Annotated in this window: 16 protein-coding genes; 9 read left to right on the top strand and 7 right to left on the bottom strand. The window is 43.1% G+C overall.

Annotation, left to right across the window (positions count from 1 at the left end):
- Positions 1-47: 47 nt before the first annotated feature.
- The 3 genes from FO447_RS09590 (at position 48) to FO447_RS09580 (ending at position 4,716) form a co-directional block, all read left to right on the top strand.
- Positions 48-1,454 carry an aminopeptidase C gene (locus FO447_RS09590; RefSeq protein WP_200756154.1) on the top strand — a complete coding sequence of 469 codons (1,407 nt, stop codon included), beginning with the start codon at positions 48-50 and terminating at the stop codon, positions 1,452-1,454.
- 125 nt (positions 1,455-1,579) lie between these two features.
- Entirely contained in the window at positions 1,580-2,863 is a 1,284-nt protein-coding gene (locus tag FO447_RS09585; RefSeq protein ID WP_200756153.1) for an L-cysteine desulfidase family protein, read from the top strand.
- Between the two features lie 500 nt (positions 2,864-3,363).
- Positions 3,364-4,716, top strand: a complete 1,353-nt coding sequence (locus FO447_RS09580) for an ATP-binding protein (RefSeq protein ID WP_200756152.1) — start codon at positions 3,364-3,366, stop codon at positions 4,714-4,716.
- A gap of 116 nt (positions 4,717-4,832) precedes the next feature.
- Here FO447_RS09580 and FO447_RS09575 read toward each other — a convergent pair whose 3' ends face one another.
- The 3 genes from FO447_RS09575 to FO447_RS09565 all read right to left on the bottom strand — a co-directional run bounded on the left by FO447_RS09575 (position 4,833) and on the right by FO447_RS09565 (position 7,016).
- Entirely contained in the window at positions 4,833-5,732 is a 900-nt protein-coding gene (locus FO447_RS09575; protein WP_200756151.1) for a diaminopimelate dehydrogenase, read from the bottom strand.
- A gap of 436 nt (positions 5,733-6,168) precedes the next feature.
- The gene (locus tag FO447_RS09570) at positions 6,169-6,510 is read right to left on the bottom strand and encodes a HEAT repeat domain-containing protein (RefSeq protein WP_200756150.1); all 342 of its coding nucleotides are present in this window, start codon (positions 6,508-6,510) and stop codon (positions 6,169-6,171) included.
- A gap of 2 nt (positions 6,511-6,512) precedes the next feature.
- The gene (locus FO447_RS09565; RefSeq protein ID WP_147347191.1) at positions 6,513-7,016 is read right to left on the bottom strand and encodes a hypothetical protein; all 504 of its coding nucleotides are present in this window, start codon (positions 7,014-7,016) and stop codon (positions 6,513-6,515) included.
- A 707-nt stretch (positions 7,017-7,723) separates the two neighbouring features.
- On the opposite strand from FO447_RS09565, the gene FO447_RS09560 reads away from it, so the two are divergent.
- Together FO447_RS09560 and FO447_RS09555 are read left to right on the top strand one after the other, a co-directional pair.
- Entirely contained in the window at positions 7,724-8,947 is a 1,224-nt protein-coding gene (locus FO447_RS09560; RefSeq protein ID WP_100766116.1) for a site-specific integrase, read from the top strand.
- Entirely contained in the window at positions 8,944-9,315 is a 372-nt protein-coding gene (locus tag FO447_RS09555; protein ID WP_200756149.1) for a hypothetical protein, read from the top strand. The genes FO447_RS09560 and FO447_RS09555 overlap by 4 nt, the downstream gene beginning before the upstream one ends.
- Positions 9,316-9,600: 285 nt before the next feature.
- Here FO447_RS09555 and FO447_RS09550 read toward each other — a convergent pair whose 3' ends face one another.
- Entirely contained in the window at positions 9,601-10,827 is a 1,227-nt protein-coding gene (locus tag FO447_RS09550) for a transposase (protein WP_117664388.1), read from the bottom strand.
- Between the two features lie 130 nt (positions 10,828-10,957).
- On the opposite strand from FO447_RS09550, the gene FO447_RS09545 reads away from it, so the two are divergent.
- Together FO447_RS09545 and FO447_RS09540 are read left to right on the top strand one after the other, a co-directional pair.
- Entirely contained in the window at positions 10,958-11,713 is a 756-nt protein-coding gene (locus FO447_RS09545) for a pilus assembly protein N-terminal domain-containing protein (protein ID WP_200756148.1), read from the top strand.
- A gap of 234 nt (positions 11,714-11,947) precedes the next feature.
- Positions 11,948-13,246 carry a primase-helicase family protein gene (locus tag FO447_RS09540; RefSeq protein ID WP_234698970.1) on the top strand — a complete coding sequence of 433 codons (1,299 nt, stop codon included), beginning with the start codon at positions 11,948-11,950 and terminating at the stop codon, positions 13,244-13,246.
- Between the two features lie 14 nt (positions 13,247-13,260).
- Here FO447_RS09540 and tnpC read toward each other — a convergent pair whose 3' ends face one another.
- The 3 genes from tnpC to FO447_RS09525 all read right to left on the bottom strand — a co-directional run bounded on the left by tnpC (position 13,261) and on the right by FO447_RS09525 (position 15,688).
- The gene (tnpC, locus tag FO447_RS09535) at positions 13,261-14,841 is read right to left on the bottom strand and encodes an IS66 family transposase (protein ID WP_200756147.1); all 1,581 of its coding nucleotides are present in this window, start codon (positions 14,839-14,841) and stop codon (positions 13,261-13,263) included.
- Between the two features lie 101 nt (positions 14,842-14,942).
- A complete protein-coding gene (gene tnpB / locus FO447_RS09530; protein WP_200756146.1) occupies positions 14,943-15,290 on the bottom strand; it encodes an IS66 family insertion sequence element accessory protein TnpB in 348 nt (115 codons plus the stop codon).
- Positions 15,278-15,688, bottom strand: coding sequence for a hypothetical protein (locus FO447_RS09525; protein WP_200756145.1), 411 nt, complete (start codon positions 15,686-15,688; stop codon positions 15,278-15,280). The genes tnpB and FO447_RS09525 overlap by 13 nt, the downstream gene beginning before the upstream one ends.
- Before the next feature lie 379 nt (positions 15,689-16,067).
- Here FO447_RS09525 and FO447_RS09520 point away from each other — a divergent pair, with 379 nt between their 5' ends.
- Both FO447_RS09520 and mobV read left to right on the top strand, forming a co-directional pair.
- Positions 16,068-17,018, top strand: coding sequence for a toprim domain-containing protein (locus FO447_RS09520; RefSeq protein ID WP_200756144.1), 951 nt, complete (start codon positions 16,068-16,070; stop codon positions 17,016-17,018).
- Between the two features lie 190 nt (positions 17,019-17,208).
- Positions 17,209-18,573 carry a MobV family relaxase gene (gene mobV / locus FO447_RS09515; protein WP_200756143.1) on the top strand — a complete coding sequence of 455 codons (1,365 nt, stop codon included), beginning with the start codon at positions 17,209-17,211 and terminating at the stop codon, positions 18,571-18,573.
- The last annotated feature ends 178 nt before the right edge of the window (positions 18,574-18,751 follow it).

Raw genomic sequence — 18,751 nt, 5'->3', positions numbered from 1 at the left:
TCCGGAATTAGTTATATAACAATAAGCAAATAAATACCTTTATCGTGATGAGAAAAAATGTATTACTTTTGGGAGCCATGATGATGGCTTCCATGTCTCTGATGGCGCAGACCAAGGGTGGCGGCATCAGTCAGTCTGCTCTCCAGCAGATGGAGAAAAGCCAGCAGGCAGGTGTAGCCAACAAGGCACTCTTCAATGCGATTGCCAACAACAGCATTGATGACCTTGTGAAGAATCATGCCAACGAGGCCCCTGTTGATACTCATTTCAGCATCGAGACTCCTTCGCAGAGCATTCACAACCAGAAGAGTTCGGGCCGTTGCTGGATGTTCAGCGGTTTTAACGTGCTCCGTTCTAACTTTGCTGTCAATGACAAGCAGGGTAGAGTGGTGGAGTATTCTCAGGATTATCTCTTCTTCTATGATCAGCTGGAGAAGGCTAACCTGATGCTTCAGGGTGTTATCGACCTTGGCAAGAAGAGCATCGAGGATCCTCAGGTGCAGTTCTTCTTCAAGAATCCGCTCAATGATGGTGGTACTTTCTGTGGTGTTGCCGATTTGGCAAGCAAGTATGGTCTCGTACCTATGAGTGCCCAGCCTGAGACTTACTCAAGCAACAATACTTCCAAGATGAGCCGTCTCGTAAGCAGCAAGCTCCGCGAGTATGGTCTGGAACTCCGCAAGATGGTGGCTCAGGGTAAGAAGTCGGCAGCTATCCAGGCTCGCAAGAACAAGATGCTCGGTCAGGTTTATCACATGCTGAGTCTTACTCTCGGTGAACCAGTAAAGGAATTTACCTATGCTTTCCGCGATAAGGATGGCAAGCAGGTTGGCGAGGCAAAGAAGTATACTCCTAAGAGTTTCTATGAGGAAACCGTAGGCAAGGATCTCAACGGTACCTTCCTGATGGTGATGAACGATCCACGCCGTCCTTACCACAAGACATACGAGGTAGAGTACGACCGCCACACTTACGATGGTCATAACTGGAAGTATCTGAACTTGCCTATGGAGGAGATAGCCCAGCTCGCCATCGCCTCTCTGAAGGATGGTCATAAGATGTATTCAAGCTATGATGTGGGCAAGCAGCTTGATAGAAAGCGCGGCTATCTAGCACTCGACAACTTCGATTACGCTAGCCTCTTCAATACCTCATTCCCAATGAACAAGGCTGACCGCATCGCTACTTTCGATAGCGGTTCTACTCATGCCATGACGCTGACAGCTGTAGATCTCGATGCCAATGGCAAGCCTGTAAAATGGAAGGTGGAGAACAGTTGGGGTGCCGACAATGGTTTTGCCGGTTGCTTCATCATGACCAACGATTGGTTCAACGAGTACATGTTCCGCCTGGTAGTAAACAAGAAGTATGCTTCTGAGCAGCTTTTGAAGGAATTCGACCAGAAGCCTACCATGCTGACTCCAGATGATCCTCTGTTCCAGTTGGAAGACTAATTCATCAAGAAATATAGATTTTAACCGTATTTTTCTCGAGAAAAGAGAAGAATACGGTTTATTTTTTGTATTTTTGTACCCGAAATAATGGTAAGAACGTTATTTATATAAAAGCTATATAGATTATGTTAGAGAAAAGTAAGCGTGAGCGCATCATTGCGCTCGTTAATAAAGAGGTGGTTCCTGCCATCGGCTGTACCGAACCGATGGCTGTGGCACTATGTACAGCCAAGGCTGCTACTACATTGGGCAAGCGCCCTGAACGTATTGAAGTTCTTCTGAGTCCTAATATGCTCAAGAATGCGATGGGTGTCGGCATTCCTGGCACGGGTATGATCGGTTTGCCTATCGCCGTATCGCTGGGGGCGCTCATCGGAAAGCCTGAATATCAGCTGGAAGTGTTGAAAGATCTTACTCCCGGCAGTCTGGAGCAGGGCAAACAATATATCAAGGATGCGGATATCAACATCAAACTGAAACAGGGTGATGTGGATAAACTCTATATTGAAATCATCTGTCATGCCGGTGAAGACCAGGCTACGGCAATTATCTCCGGTTCTCATACCCATTTTGTGTATGTTGAGCGTAATGGTGAGGTGGTGCTCGATAAGCGTGGCGGTACTGTGGGCGATGAGGCTGATGACGACATCCAGCTCAATTTCCCGATGGTTTACGAGTTTGCTACAACAGCTCCGCTCGATGAGATTTCTTTCATTCTCAAGACCAGGGACTATAATATGAAGGCTGCCGAGTTGAGTATCAAAGGCAACTATGGCCACTGTCTGGGCAAGACAATGGACCGTCCGTTGAGTCATGGTATCTTCGGTGATAATATTTTCTCGCACATCATCTCCCGCACCGCTTCAGCCTGCGATGCCCGTATGGGTGGCGCCATGATTCCGGTGATGAGCAACAGCGGCAGCGGCAACCAGGGCATCTGTGCAACGAATCCTGTGGTGGTTTATGCGCTGGAGAACGAGAATACCGAGGAGGAAATGATCCGTGCCCTGATGCTCAGTCATCTGACTGCCATCTATATCAAGCAGAGCTTAGGCAAGCTTTCAGCTCTTTGCGGTTGTGTGGTAGCCAGTACGGGCAGCAGTTGCGGCATCACCTATCTGATGGGTGGCGATTATACCCGCATCTGCAATTCTGTCAAGAATATGATAGCCAATCTCACCGGTATGATTTGTGACGGAGCGAAACCAAGTTGTGCCCTGAAGATTTCATCAGGTGTCAGCACCGCTCTTCTTTCCGCCCTCCTTTCTATGGAAGGCAAGTGTGTCACCTCTGCCGAGGGTATCGTAGATGATGATGTGGATAAGTGCATCCACAACCTCACGAGCATCGGTGCCGATGCGATGAGAGCTACCGATGATATGGTGCTCGATATCATGACGCATAAATAAATAGCTTTTGATAAGTTATTTAAATAGTCTTAGAAACCTATATTGTTTACCTTTTAAATATAGTTCCGTATGGTTGCCGGCAGCTGCCGGCAATCTTGCAGCCATATGCCGACAATCTTGCAGCCATATGCCGACAATGTTGCTGCCATATGCCAGCAACCTTGCTGGCGGCTGCCGACTATTGGATAGATCTACTTCTTCATGCCGATAGATACGGCTTCTGTAGCTAATTCACATGCTTGCAATGGATTATAACACAAAGCTACAATGGACTTAAAGCATGATGTTTATACTATTACCAATATTATGATCTTGCGTATCGTTATCATCTTATTCTTAAAATTAAAAGATATTAAAAAACTGGCTTTTTCTTGGAGATAATCGCGGATATGTGTATATTTGCATCATCTGATAATCGCGGATAGGTGTAAAAACTGAGAAATGTTAATCGCGGATAGGTGTATTTTTCCGATAAAATTAATCTAGGATAGGTGTAAATTATGAGAAGAAAAGTATATGAGCAGCTAAAGAAATGGAAAGAAGAACAGAACGGAGAAAGTGCTGTTCTCATCAATGGTGCCCGTCGTGTAGGAAAGAGCTATATCGTAAAGGAATTCGCTCAAAAAGAATACAAGAGTTATATTTTACTTGATTTCAATAAAATAGGAAAGGACATAAAATCCTTGTTCGAAACCTATCTGGATGACTTGGATACGTTCTTTATGTATTTAAGCAGTTTCACCAATACACCTCTATATCCAAGAAATTCGGTTATAATCTTTGATGAGGTGCAATTGTATCCCCGGGCTCGTACAGCTATCAAGTATCTGGTTGAAGATGGTCGTTACGATTATATCGAGACTGGTTCGCTCGTTTCTATCAAAAAGAACGTAGAGAATATCATGATTCCTTCTGAGGAGGAAGAAATATTGATGTATCCTATGGATTTCGAGGAATTCTTGTGGGCACTGAACAATGAAACCCTGATGCCGCTTATACGAATGAACTTTCAGAAAAGGCATGAGATGGGACAAATGATGCATCGAATGGCAATGGACTATTTCAGACAGTATCTCATTGTTGGAGGAATGCCGCAGGCTGTAGCTAAATTTGTAGAAACCAGAGATTTCAATAAGGTGGATCGTGTGAAACGCCAAATTCTTACTTTATATCGTAACGATATCCAGAAGTATGCGTCAACTTATGTATTTAAAGTTACTCAGATTTTTGATACAATTCCTTCTCAGCTTCAAAAACATGAGAAGAAATTTATGTTGAAGGCACTCACAGAAGGGGCGAGAATGCGAGATTATGAAACGGCATTCTTTTGGCTGTCAGATGCCATGATAGTCAATATGGCCTATAATACGACAGAGCCAAGCATCGGTCTTGGAATGAATACCGATGATACGACATTGAAATGCTATATGGCTGATACGGGTTTGCTCATTAGTCATGCTTTCAATGAAAATACGATAGTATCTGAAAACTTATATAACAAGCTTTTGGTAGATAAGCTGGAGTTCAATAGCGGAATGATAGTTGAGAATATTGTTGCTCAGATGTTACGTTCGGCAGGGCATAAGCTGTATTTCTTTTCCAAATATAGTAAGGATGATGCCCAGGAAAGGATGGAACTGGATTTCCTGATAGCCAAAGATACCATAACGTCAAAGCATAATATTTCACCGATAGAAGTGAAGTCAACTAACAGATACACGCTCACTTCTCTCAAAAAGTGCATCGCTAAATATGGTAGCTATCTGGCAACCCCGTATGTTTTGCATGCTGCTGATTTGAAAGTAGAGGAGGGGATTACTTATTTGCCATTGTATATGACAGGGTTATTATAAGTGGTTTTAGTTGAATGGAAAAAAGGCTCGCAAGGATTCGAAACTTCTTGCGAGCCGTTTTATTATAGTGATGCAAGTGAATTCTTCACTCTTCACTCTTCGTTCTTCACTCCCAATTATACGAGTGTTGCAACGATTTCCTCACGGGTTCCTGGCAACATATCGATAACTGGAATCTCTGGCATGGTGTAGCAACCTGGCTGCAGACGGAATGAAGCACGAGCCACGTTAACCAATACCTGAGCGGTGACGGCTGGGTTGTTGATGCTCATGTTGAATTCGAAACGCTGGTTCTGGGTCTTGCCAGATACACCCTTGCGAACGAGGTTCACACCATGACCCATATCCTTTACATCATCTACAGATGCTACGGCAAATACGTGGGTCTCATCGTGAGCGAAGTATGGATCTGCCTTGATTTCGGCTGTTACATCCTCAAGCTTGGCACCTTCTTCCAACTCTACGTATACCATACGGCGGTGGATACCCTCACCCAATGGGATGGTTACAGAGAGCGCTTCCTTTACGCCCTTCTTGCCACGAACACAAACTGAGTGACCCATACTCATACCAGGACCGAAGTTGGTATATGTCAAGCCCTTAGGAGCAAGGCTTTCCATCAGAACGCGTACGATAGAATCAGAACCTGGATCCCAACCAGCAGAGATAACGCTTACCTTGCCAGCCTTCTTGCAGTTCTCCATCTGCTTGGTACGATAGTCGAGGATGCTGGTGTGGATATCGAAGCTGTCTACGGTGTTGATACCGAGGGCAACGATCTTCTCTGCATACTCAGGGCAAGAGCGGGTAGGGGTTGCGAGGATAGCAACATCTACATCCTTCAACTTGGTGATGTCATCTACTACTTCATAGTTTGCCAACTCAGCTGGTTTGTCCTTGGCACCCTGGCGACGTACAATACCTGCAATCTCAAAGTCAGGAGCTGCTTCGAGTGCCTCAACAGTAAACTTACCGATGTTGCCGTATCCTACTACGGCTGCTCTAAATTTCTTCATTGTCTTATTTCTTTTATTTTGTTGTTTTTATTTCTTTTATTTGTTGCGGTTTAGTCATCCAACGGATATGTTTTCCGCTTTTTATTCTATTTCCGGTTGCAAAAGTATAGCTTTTTCTTGAAATACGTGACGTTTTAATAGAATTTTAACTCATAAAAGTTGCAAAAAGTAGTAAAATCATAGTTTTTAGGTATGAATAAGCGGAGATTTGTAAGGTATCTGTAGCAAGAGCCTTACAGTTTCGTTATTTTGTTGCGAAACATCATACATCCCCTTTCCGATACTTCCCGATGTGCTTTGAATTACGTCCTGACGTAGCTTTTGCTGCGTCCCGACATCTCTGGCTCTGCGTCGTGACGTATTACATGCTACGTCGGGACGTAATTTCTGGCAAATCTTTGCACTTGTATAATTAGGTGAGAATGAAATATGCAGGTTAAATGTTGCCTTTCTTGAATTCATCTAATGTCATTTCTGCATTGAACCCCATAATTCCACTGTCATTCTTAACAATTTCTTTCAATGCTTTTACTGCTTTTGGAGTATTAACGTGCAATAGTGCATAAGCTGCCCATATTCTTACAGAAAGATTGTTATCTTCCAAAAGAGGTTCTAAAATTTCATATTTATGTTCTGCAGAAATGTACTTGATGGCATTTATTATATTTTTGTGGCTTTTGTTACCACGTTTGTAGTCTCCATTTTGCGTACATTCCCCATGAATGATTGCATTTTCTTTAAAACAGATTAATGCTTCTTCTAAATTCTTGATTTTCATAACTATTGGTTTGCAATATCTAAAACTAAATTCCCTGTAAGGTAAGCTTCTGACGTATTTAATTCTATATTTTTATTTATTTCTTTAATGACTTTTCCGTCTAGCGGTAGCAGACCTTCGTATGAGAGACTTCCAATCTTTAAGTTATATCTGGATAGTATTTTTGTGATGTCTGAAACTATACGGCTTTCCTTCGCTTTTTTGTTAAAATATTCGCCATGTGGAATGTTTATGTTCCTGTATTCCTCCATAGAAGTATAGATGGAATTTTCATTCCACATTTCTGTTCTTATAAATATTTGTTGAAGCCTAGAGAGGGGAATATTTTCTTTATTTTGTTTTTCTATGACGGTGGACAAAAAATCCAAAGTCTCTTTATAACTAAGTTTCGAATATTTTTTATTAGTTTGATATTTTACAAAGATAGAGAAGTTTCCTTTTTCAGTGATTTGGATTTCTATAACAGGGATAGCCTCATTATCTTGTATATAGGCATGATACTCCATACTTTTTATAAAAGGATAAGATGATTGTCCTAATTGTTCTTTAATCTCTATTGAGTTTTTATGATTTCGTTTCTGCTTCGAATTGCACGAAATCATAAGTAATAACATCATAATGAAGATAATTTTGTTATACATATCGAGTATTTTTTTTATTTTAATGAAATATTTCTGTTCGTATTCACGAAATAGGTGTTTATGCAAACTTTCATATCTGCATAATTATTTGCCTGGCAGCTATAGTATGCTCCCAGTATTATGCTATTTATTTTCATATTTAAAATTTTTAATGACGTATCCATAATGAAGTTTGAGCTCCTCTTAAAAAAAATCTTTTATATGTGCTCCACATCATACGCTTTAATATTAGAAGTTAAATTGCAATTTGGCTGCAAATATAAGGATTTTTTTTGTAATCGACAAACTTTTTTAATGAAAATAACGCCTAAAAAAGCAAAAAATAGCAGAATGATGCTTTTATTTTGAGTTTCAAGTGGTTGTGGCAGCCGTTGGCTTTAAGTGGCACAGACAAGGAAATGCGGAAAACGCAGATTGAGGAAATAGAAACGCTTTCAAATCATTACCTCGCAGAAACGCCCTAATAAGCATTTTTAACGGTGACGGTTCATATTTCCCCATTCTGCGTAAGTTTTGATTTTGCCATGCAGCTCTCATAGTTTAATTTTGCACCGAACAAAAAAGTAAGAATTATGAGATGCACTTTCAAGACAGTCTTCTATGTAAATGGAAGCAAGGAGAGAAACGGAATTGTCCCTATTATGGGACGAGTGACAATCAACGGAACTATCGCACAGTTCAGTTGCAAGCAGAGCGTGACCAAGGCTATCTGGGATGCCAAAGGCAACAGAGCCATCGGCAAAAGCAAGGAAGCCAAGGAAGTGAATTTTGCGCTTGACAACATCAAAGCTCAAATCGCCAAGCATTACCAACGACTTTCCGACCGTGAGGCGTTCGTTACCGCAGAAATGGTGAGAAACGCATACCAAGGCATAGGTACGGAGTACGAGACTTTGCTTAGAGCTTTTGACAAGGAGAACGCTGCGTTTGCCAAGCGTGTAGGCAAGGACAGAGCCAAGAACACGTACAACAAGTATCTTGTGGTGAGAAAGTACGTTGCCGAGTTCATCAAGTATCAGTACAAGCGAAGCGATATGTCCATGAATGAGCTTACCGAAGAGTTCATCCGTGACTATTGCTTGTACTTAAAGAATATTGTCGGACTTGCGCAGTCCTCCATCTGGATTTACTCCATACCTCTGAAACATATTGTCACAGCAGCACACTACAATGGCAAGATACCGAGAAACCCTTTTGCCATGTACCATGTTGACCCAGACCACAAGGAACGTGAGTTCTTGACCTTGGACGAGCTTACCGCCATGACTGAAATAAAGTTGGAAGACCCCAACATGGCATTTGCAAGAGACCTCTTCGTCTTTGGCTGTTGGACAGGTATATCTTTTATCGACATCAAGAATCTTACAGAGGACAACATCAGCATGGTAAACGGTTCTCCTTGGATTGTGTCCAAGCGTCAGAAGACAGGTGTGCCGTTCCAAATCAAGCTGATGGATATTCCCATGCAGATAGTTGAGAGATACAAATCTTTCAGAAAGGGTAATCACTTGTTCAACATTGGCAACCTTGACAGCATCAACAAGCGCATCAAGAAAGTTGCTGCAATGTGTGGTATAAAGAAGCATGTATCATTTCATGTCTCACGTCATAGTTGGGCAGTTTTAGCATTGGAGTATGGTATGCCAATAGAGAGCGTGAGCAAGATTCTTGGTCACACGAACATCACAACAACACAGATATATGCCAAGGTGACAAGCACCAAACTTGACCATGACATATCAGTCTTTGAAAGTCGAATCAAGGGGCATTTGCCTGCAATGGGAGGGATGGCATGAAAAGGACTGTAATCACCGTGGACGGAAATGGAAAGCTTTCCATTCCGTCCAATGTGGAGGACTTGTGGATGAGTGAAAATGAGTTGGTAGATATGCTTTATGTCACAACCCCGAAGCTCAAAGCCGTGATAAGAGCCATATATAAAGAAGGTATGTTGTTGATGTCGGAAGTCCAAAAGAGGCAAAAACTTTCCAAAGATGTTTGGCAAACATTGTATGGATTCCCTATGGTTGTTGCCATTTGCTTCCGTCTAAACTCCAATGGTGCAGCGCAACTTCGTGATGACATCACCAAGAGGCTGTACGGAGCAAAAGAGAAAATAGCCATTGTCCTGCAAATCTACGGAGGGACAAATGCTTTTAGTTGAGAATGGTCGCATCTTTGACGCTTGGATATTCACTGTCGTATTGACTTATTGATTTACTGATTTACTGTCGTATAGATTTATTGATTCACAAAATTCTTGATAGGGTGATTTATATTGCGCATGAAGAAAAATATGAAATCTCATGCAAGTTTTTGATACGGTCTGCGTTTATTAGATATAAGTGTAACCCTTTAATATTGAAGAAATGTATGAAAATTAAAATGATTCTTATTGCATTAACCGCTTTGCTATCTTTCAATAGTTCGTTAAAATTTGAGATAATGGCTAAGCAGCTTTACGTTGCCAGCCAAAGAGTTCTTTGATAGTATGACTAATTAACTTTCGGTTCGGTATTCTCCGACACTTGTTGAAAATTAATTTAGCGATGTATGTGCTTGCCATAATCTCCTTGAAAGAAGCCATGGAATACGGCAATTCATTTTCCTTCATCATCACTTTCGCAACATTCTGTGATGCGAATGATGCATTATAGGAAAAGTCCAACTGGTTCTTGTGTCTTGCTTGGCAATGCGTAAGACCAGTATATTGCTTTGCATCGCGAAAACAAAACTCTATTTGGAATCTTGAGCGGTATGTGCGCAACACTTCCTCACCCGACATGGATGTCTTTGTTGAGAAGAAAAGCTTGTGTTTTCCGTTCGGCATAACCCAAATGACAAGGCGCACTTTCTGCTTCAATGCCTTTGAATAGGCTATGAGTGTGTAGGCTGTGCCTTCAAGTCCTTCAATATGCAACTCTGCCATACGTGTGAGGTCAAGTTTCTTGTAGTTGATTTTTCCGTCAAGTGTCTTGGGACGTCCAGGCTTATTGGAACGAGGTCCCGTATACACATAATATAGGCTCGCAGTATCCCTGAAGCGGCTGACAAGATGGAAACCGCACTCTTTGATTCCGTCCACAAACGGACGGATAGAGAAGAAAGCGTCAGCGACAACAATATCGGTGACCTTCAACAAATCCTTCTTATAACGCTTGATGACCGCTATGTAATGTTGCACGAGAGTCATGTTACGCATTTTCAATTCTCCAGTAGATGGAGTCTGATGGGCGCGCAGCATCATGCAACTGTTGGCATGGACATCGACAAGTGCAAGCCCCATGATTTCAAGCCCATGCTTCATGGAACTTGCACAACCGGACCAGAAAGTACCGATATGCGGAGTCTTCTTACCCGACTTGCTGATGTAGCTCGGATCGATGGCTATAGCCAATAGACCATCCATATTCAAGTAACGTCGGCATAGGGCAAGGTTGAACTTCACCCAGTCTATGCATTTAGCACGACCACGGTTGAAGTTCGTTCTGTAGGTCTGCTCACAATGGGTGCCGTAACGCTCCATTTGAGTGAAATTTATCTTTCTTTGTATCGTCATGTACAATAAAAGTATTTCCAAGAGTAGACTCTCGAAAGTTTTGCTTAACTTTGCAGATGAACTTTTGATAGCATCTCTGCATATTTCCGTATATTGGTTGAGTGGTTCTGATGTCATATAACTTTGAGCTTAGAGAACTATAAAGTTACTGATAATCAGCCACTTAACCAAATTTTATTAGTTATATTACGTTAATTAACTCTCTCATTTTCAATCGATTACATAAGAATTAACAGAGTATTGATCTTTGGCAAGCTGCGGTGATGATGACTCTGGTCTTCAACTCACACAAGACGAAATCATTGGTGACATAAATACTGGTAAAAAGATTGTGATTACCTCTCTTACCACCTATACGGAAAGTAGCAGCAAAGTTAATGTAAATGGAGCTAAAGGCAAAATATCAGCAACATCTTCCGATGAAAGTATAGCCAAAGTCTCGTGCTCAACAAATGAAGCAGAGAAAGAAATCTATGTAAGTGGTGTTTCTGTAGGAAATACCACTATCACCATAACCGATTCCGATGGAAATACTGCTGTATTAAAGGTTGAAGTAAAAGATTGGACGGCTCTTTGGGAACTTAGTAGAACAATGTATGTGGTAGATAGAAAATGTTTTGTTGAAGGTGTTTCTTCTGAGGATTCTGCAACTATTGCAGCTGATGCCATAGAGAAAGACTCATACAATAAATATTATACAATACGTACTCGTGATTATATTCCTTTCGGCTCTTATGTAACCAAGAGACTAACCATTACAGATGATAAAGGAAATGTCCGCATGGATGGAATTCTTAAGATTCAGCCAAATGCCGATAACTCCGAAGTTTGGCATTTATTACCTATTGGTAATTATACGGAAGTCGTTTTGGCTACATTTTACTATGACCAAGAAAGTATAGTCAAAGATGTGACAGATTATTATAAAACGGCATATCCTAAGATTAAGAAAGTTGAACTACATGCCATTTATGCAGTAGAAGAATTAGAACCAGACAAGTAAAAGTATAATGTAAAATTACTTTTTGTTCATCCCGAGGAAAGGTTTACAAGGAAGCCTTTCTTTGGGATTTTTTCGTTTTATTTTATCCCGAAAGCCTACATCAAGCACCTTGATTTCCAATCTTTTAACATTGCCGGTGCAAACTTCTCCATTCTGCGCAAGTTTGTGTTTTGCGTTTTGATTTTCCACCCTTACCTTTGCAACTTTAATTTATCAACTCACAAAGGTTAGATTATGAGCAAGACAAACGACAACAATCAGCTTGTAGGCGTGGCAAATGCAAAGCCACAGGCTGCACCTCCGACAAACGAGGTGTTCATCCGTGTTGGCACAACCTTGTACAAGGTGGTTGACCAACCTACCATCAATGGAGGAAAGGTAAGAAAGCGCATCCCATGGAACATGGAGACCTTGCGTCAGGACTACGGCAAGGAGTTCATCAAGTACGTTCACAAGTATGACGGCTTCTGCACCGTTCCCGAGCATGTGAACCACCGCACGGTGATAGACGGTTTCCTCAACCTATACGAGCCGATAGGACATAAGCCGATGCAAGGGGACTTCCCAAATATCAAGAAGTTGGTTAGTCACATCTTCGGTGAGCAATATGAGCTTGGCATGGACTACCTGCAACTGCTCTATCTCAGACCTGTGCAGAAGTTGCCCATTCTGCTGCTCGTATCAGAGGAGAGGAACACAGGCAAGACCACGTTCTTGAACTTTCTGAAAGCGTTGTTCCAAGATAACGTGACATTCAACACCAACGAGGACTTCCGCAGTCAGTTCAATTCCGATTGGGCTGGCAAGCTGCTAATTGTCGTGGACGAGGTGTTGCTCAGTCGCAGGGAGGATTCCGAGCGGTTGAAGAACCTCAGCACCACCCTCTCGTACAAGGTGGAAGCCAAGGGCAAGGACAGAAATGAAATTTCTTTCTTTGCCAAGTTCGTGTTATGTTCCAACAACGAGTCCTTGCCTGTCATCATTGACGAGGGAGAGACCCGATATTGGGTGAGGAAGATTTCATCGCTGCAAGCGGATGATACCAACTTCTTGGAGAAACTAAAGGCTGAGATACCTGCTTTTCTGTTCCATTTGCAAGGCAGAACGCTGTCCACCGAGCACAAGAGCCGTATGTGGTTCGCCCCCGAACAGATAGCTACCGATGTACTGAGAAGAATCATACGCTGCAACCGCAACAGGCTTGAAGTGGAAATGTCGGAGCTGTTCCTTGAGGTCATGGAGAACACCCAAACCGACAGTTTGCAATTCTGCCTCAATGATGCAATCGCCTTGTTGCAATGCAACCACGTGAAAGCGGAGAAGCACCTTGTGCGAAAGATAGTGCAGGACTGTTGGAAGCTGCAACCTTCAGAGAACGCCCTCACCTACACCTCATACGAGTACAACTACAACAGCAGCGGTCACTACTCGCCAACAAAACGTGTGGGCAGGTTCTACACTGTAACGAGGGACAAGCGTAAGCGTCTCCGCGTTTATACCTTGCATAATTCAAAAAAAAGCAGTAACAGCTGATTAAACTAATGCTGTTACTGCTTTTTCCATCGGTCAGGAAGTAAGTCTCTATATTTTTTCAATGGGGTATTGGGTTGCCATTCTGCAGTCTTTTCTATTACGTCGCATATGTATTCAAACAGATTAATGCCATTCAGCCTGCATGAGATGGCGATGGAATATAGGATAGCCGCCCGGCTTGCTCCTTCGTGCGAACCAAAGAACATTGAGTTTCTTCTTGATAGTGATATGTACCTCTGGATTCTCTCAATATAGTTGTTATCGAGAGCCGTATCACCTCTTTTGAAGATGTCACAAATGGCATTATATTCATTAAGGGCATAACCGACCGCCTGCGCCAAGGTAGACTTGGGCAGCAAATCCTTCCTGGAAGATATTTCCTCCAGTTTCTCCAATAAATCCTGTAAAATGTCCGGTGCATATGACTGCCGATAGACTAGATGGCCTTCAACGGTCCATCCATTTACCCCAACCTTATGTTTTTTGTCTTCTCGATAAAATCTGTTGAGGATATCTACGACTTCCTGAGCATCCTTGTCTTCCTTGCCGCAGTCGATGAAGTCTCTCTTGACATGCTGTAGACAGGCGATTCTCATAATGTCAGGATAAGCATCCGACTCCAGTTTCCGGTAAGGAGCATATGCATCACTCTGTATGGTACCTTTATAATCTGAGAATACGTTAAGTATGACCTGCTCAGAGCGTGAACCATCCTCATATACGAAGAAGACAAGTCCCAATTTAGACGCACTTACAGCCCAGAGGTAGCCTTTCTTCGACCCCTTGTCTGTAGGTTTTGTCTTGGCTAACAGCACTTTATGGTATGTCTCGTCTGCCGAGACATAATCCTGCTGCAACACTACTTGGCAGATAGCCTTATAGAAGTTTTCCAGTACATCAGCACTTCTGGCAATCAACTTGTTTGCCGTAGCTTTCCTTAACGTAAACCCATTGTCGGCAAAGTATTTGATGATTCGCTCTACCGGCATGGAATAGATGTATCGCATCTGCAGGAGTCCTGCTGCAAAGGAAGGTGAATAGGAAGAATTCAACAACAGAGCCGGCGGAGTTTTCCCCGGATACATGATACTTCCATCAGTATAAGTGTTGATGTGATACACGGTCTTGATGAATTTGATGGGTTCCATGCTGTAACGTATACAGGTACGAGTTCCGAAGAGACGCAACGTCTTCAAAAGCCCTGCATCCATGACTGGATCTATCGTAACATGCACCTCTTTCATCTCGTAATGCATGTCACGCTTGGCACCGTTGTTTTTGCGTGCCTTTCTCTTTTCGGCCTGCTCTGTTTTCTTCTTGTCAAATTCCTCCTGGGTCATCGAGTCTTGTGGATTCTTTTCCTGACGTTCGGACTTCTTGCCTGAAACGAGCTTGCCGAGTGCCTTGTTCTGACGATTCGCTTTGTCAATGGCGATTCCTTTCTGGACGAGCAGTTCTTCTAATGACTTTATACGTTCAATGAGTTCGTTGACCTGTGTAGTCAACGAGCTCACCGTAGCATTAGCTTGCTGAAGCTGTTCGTTTGCAAGCTGAAGCTGTTCCTTTAAAAGTACTATAATTTCGTCCTTTTTCATAGTGCAAAGGTACGAAAAAATATCGAGATATGCAAGTGTTTTTAGATATTTATTTTTATTATCTTGCTGATATACAATACGTTAAATACAGCATAGCAAAGCTATAAGTTAACCCTCTTTCTATATTTCATGCTTTTTAGGCAAATTCCGCTCATGATGGCAGATAGCGTCTTGTAAGGCATTTTGCATTGTTTGCTTTGGGGATCAAAGAATGGTAATTCAAAGGTTCCTCGCTCCAGTCGCTTCTGATACAGCAGGAAACCGTCGCCATCCCATTTGAGCATTTTTACCTGCTGGCGGTTCTTTGAGAAGAAGATGAAGACGGCACCACCGAGTGGCGGCAGCTCCATCTCCGTCCTCACAATCTGGTACAGGCCATTTATGCCCATGTTCATTCGGACATATCGCTGGCAGACGTAATACTGGGTATTTTCGTTTAGTCCAAACATAGCATATCCTCCTTTTCGTAAAGTTTCATCAGATGCATGACAGATTTGGCGCTACCTTTCTTGATGGTGACTATCGTTCCATTTGGGAAGGTTAGGGTTATGCCAAAAAGATAGTTCTCTGGACAGACGAGTTCGGATGGTATTTCCATGGGAAGGAACATCATCCCAGTGTCCTTGGCTATTGCCTCGGAACATTCCTTACGGGCTTCGGCCTGAAGCAGACGAATCTGCTGTTTGGCTAACCTAACAGAATAACCTTTCTCAGACATCCATCTATGCATCGAGCGATGGTTTACATGCCGTTCCTTTAAAAAAGGAATCAAACTGGCTTTTGGATTATGATTCAAATGAATCTGGAAGGCATTCCATGCCCTCTCATAACGTTCTGTTGCTCTCATAATTTCGTTGCTTTTAAAATTATGGTGCAAAGGTAAGAACTTTTACGATAAAGGGCAAGGTATAAATGCGGAGCCGCTTACGGACAAGCTAAATAGCATATAATTTTGTTGAATTGTTGAATATGACGAAAGAAGTGTTGGATATCAAGTATTTAAGGCTCAACATTTTCTCAACAAATCTCTCAACAAAAGAAAGAGACTGTTGAAAAGAGAAAACATGACCGCTAATGCCTGTCTTTCTCTTTTGCCCAGTGATTTTGTTGAAAAGAACCATTTGTTGAGAGTTTGTTGAGAAGATAAGCCTTTGGTTATCATACCAATACATACTATTTTCAACAATTCATCAGAAATACATACACCACTTAATCCACAGTAAGACATGAATATTCAAGAAGCAAAGCAAATCAAGATTGCAGATTATCTGCTAAGTTTGGGACACCACCCTGTCAAACAGCAGGGTGCAAACCTTTGGTACAAGTCACCGCTGAGAAACGAGAGCGAGCCATCTTTCAAGGTGAACACCACGATGAACAGTTGGTTCGATTTCGGAATGGGCAAGGGCGGCAACATCATCACCCTTGCGTCATACCTTTACGCATCAGACAACTTGCCATATCTCTTGGACAAGATGGAGAAGCAAGCGCCCCATGTACGCCCGACCGACTTTTCTTTCCCTCAGCAAGCTTCCGAGCCGAGTTTTGAGAGATTGGAGGTTAGGGAGCTCAACCACCCTGCACTCCTGCGCTATCTGAGCGAGCGGAATATTGACCTGTGCATAGCCCGAAAGGAATGTGTGGAACTCCACTTCTCGCATAATGGCAAGAACTACTTCGCCATCGGCTTCAAGAACAAGTCGGGCGGTTACGAGGTTCGTAACCGATTCTTCAAGGGTTGCATGTCCCCCAAGGACATCACACATATCCGACAGCAAGGCGAGCCAAGATACTCTTGCTATGTTTTCGAGGGCATGATGGACTATCTTTCCTTTCTCTCGTTGCGCATGGAGAAGTTTCCGTCTTGTCCGTCATTGGAAGCGCAGGACTACGTGATACTCAACTCCACAAGCAATGTGGACAAGGCTGTTGACGCACTCCACGGCTACGAGCGCATCAGTTGTCTGCTCGACAACGACGAGGCAGGGCGGAAGGCAACGCTTGCCATCGAGAACGCCCTCGGCTACCGTGTGAGGGACGCATCCCACTTGTATAGCGAGTACAACGACTTGAACGACTATCTGGGCGGAGTGAAATCCAAACAGTCGGTACACCAAGTACAGCCTGTTAAGCGGACTATTCCACCTCGAAAGAGAGGCGCAGCCTTGGGCATGTAGGCGGTTCCTGCTCCAATGGCTATTCTGAACGGAAAAGCCATAGCTCAATAGGGCGTTTTCTTGACGCAGTGGCACGCCACCGCTAAAAACACCCATTTGAGCAAAGGGGCATCCCCTTTTGAAACCCCGTGAGCCATGCGCAGGGCGCAATGCGGCAAGCGGATTTGTACAACTCAAAAACAAGTTTATTATGGGACATTTCAGTTTGGATTTCAAGAAGGCAAAGGGCAGCTCTGACGCAAGGGAGTCAGACCACATAGAGCGCAAGGTGATACCAGACAATGCCGACCCAACAAGAACTCACCTCAACCGTGAGCTTGTTAAGATGCCGAGCGGTGTGTATGGTCGTGACGAAGCCATCGCCCACCGCATCAAGACGGCAGGCATCAAGCGCAAGATAACCAACGACCAGGTGAGGGTGATTAGAACCGTGCTGTCTGGAACGCACGAGGACATGATGAACATCGCAGCCAATGGGCAGCTTGACGATTGGTGCAACGACAGCTTGAAGTGGTTGCAGGACACATTCGGCAAGGAGAATGTCGTTTCGGTGGTTCTCCACATGGACGAGCACACGCCACACCTCCATGCCTCCATCGTTCCAATAGTGATAGGCGAGCGGAGAAAGGCAAGAAGCAAACCTACGGAAGAGGGCAAGCGGACATACCGCAAGAAAGCCAATGCCGTGAGACTGTGTGCCGATGATGTGCTCAACCGAGACAAAATGATTGGCTATCACGACAGCTATGCTGAAGCCATGAGCAAGTATGGCTTGAAGAGAGGGGTCCGTGGATCAGATGCGAGGCATACCACCACGGCACAGTATTATCGCAACATCAAGCGAGAGACCGAGAGACTTCAAAACTGTATGAAGCTGCTGCAATCTGATATTGAGGAAGCACAGCGACTTCTACAACAAACCAAGAGTGAAATCAGCACGGAGAAACTACAGGCTGCTAAGATGGAAGCCAAGACAGCCTTTGTGTCGAAGATTGGTTCTCTTTTAGGTAGTGGAAAATTGAAGGAGGTGGAGCAACACAACCGAAAGTTGTGCGAGCTTGTGACAAACCGAGAGCAATACATTGACGAACTCCATGAGAAGGTGCAGCGTATGGAGGACAGCCACAGCAAACAGCTTGACGAGATACAGCGGAAGCACCAATCGGAGGTCGCGAATTTGGAGAGCAAGCACACCACGGAGATAACGATGCTCAACAACATTATCCGCAAAGCCAAGCGTTGGTTCCCGATGTTGGAGGCACGCTTGCAAATGGAAGACCTGTGCAGGAGGGTTGGCTTTACCGTTGAACAAATTGGGGTGCTTCTTACAGGAAAGGCACTCAACTTTAGCGGTTCACTCTATTCCGAGGAGCACAGAAGAAAGTTCAATGTAGTGAATGCAGAAATTAAGGTGTTCTCTGATTCTACCAAACCGAACCAATTGTTTCTGTGTATCAATAGACAGCCTATTGTTGAATGGTTCAAGGAGCAATGGAATATCTCAAAAGATAGAAGAACCTTAAATCCGAAGATAAATAAAGAAGAAAAAATCTAAAGACCTGAGCAACAAAAAGTTGCTCAGGATTTGGATATGTCAGAAAAATCACGCTATCTTTGTAGCGTCAAAATTTAAAAAGATATTTCTAGGCAAACAAAGATATATTGTTAAAAAGGATAAATAATTTTAATTTTTCAACACTTAAAATATTTTTTTGTAAATTTGCAAAAAAATA

It is taken from the genome of Segatella copri, from assembly GCF_015074785.1.
GTDB lineage: Bacteria > Bacteroidota > Bacteroidia > Bacteroidales > Bacteroidaceae > Prevotella.
Note: the sequence above shows the minus strand (reverse complement) of the source record. Positions and strands in the feature narration are given on the sequence as shown.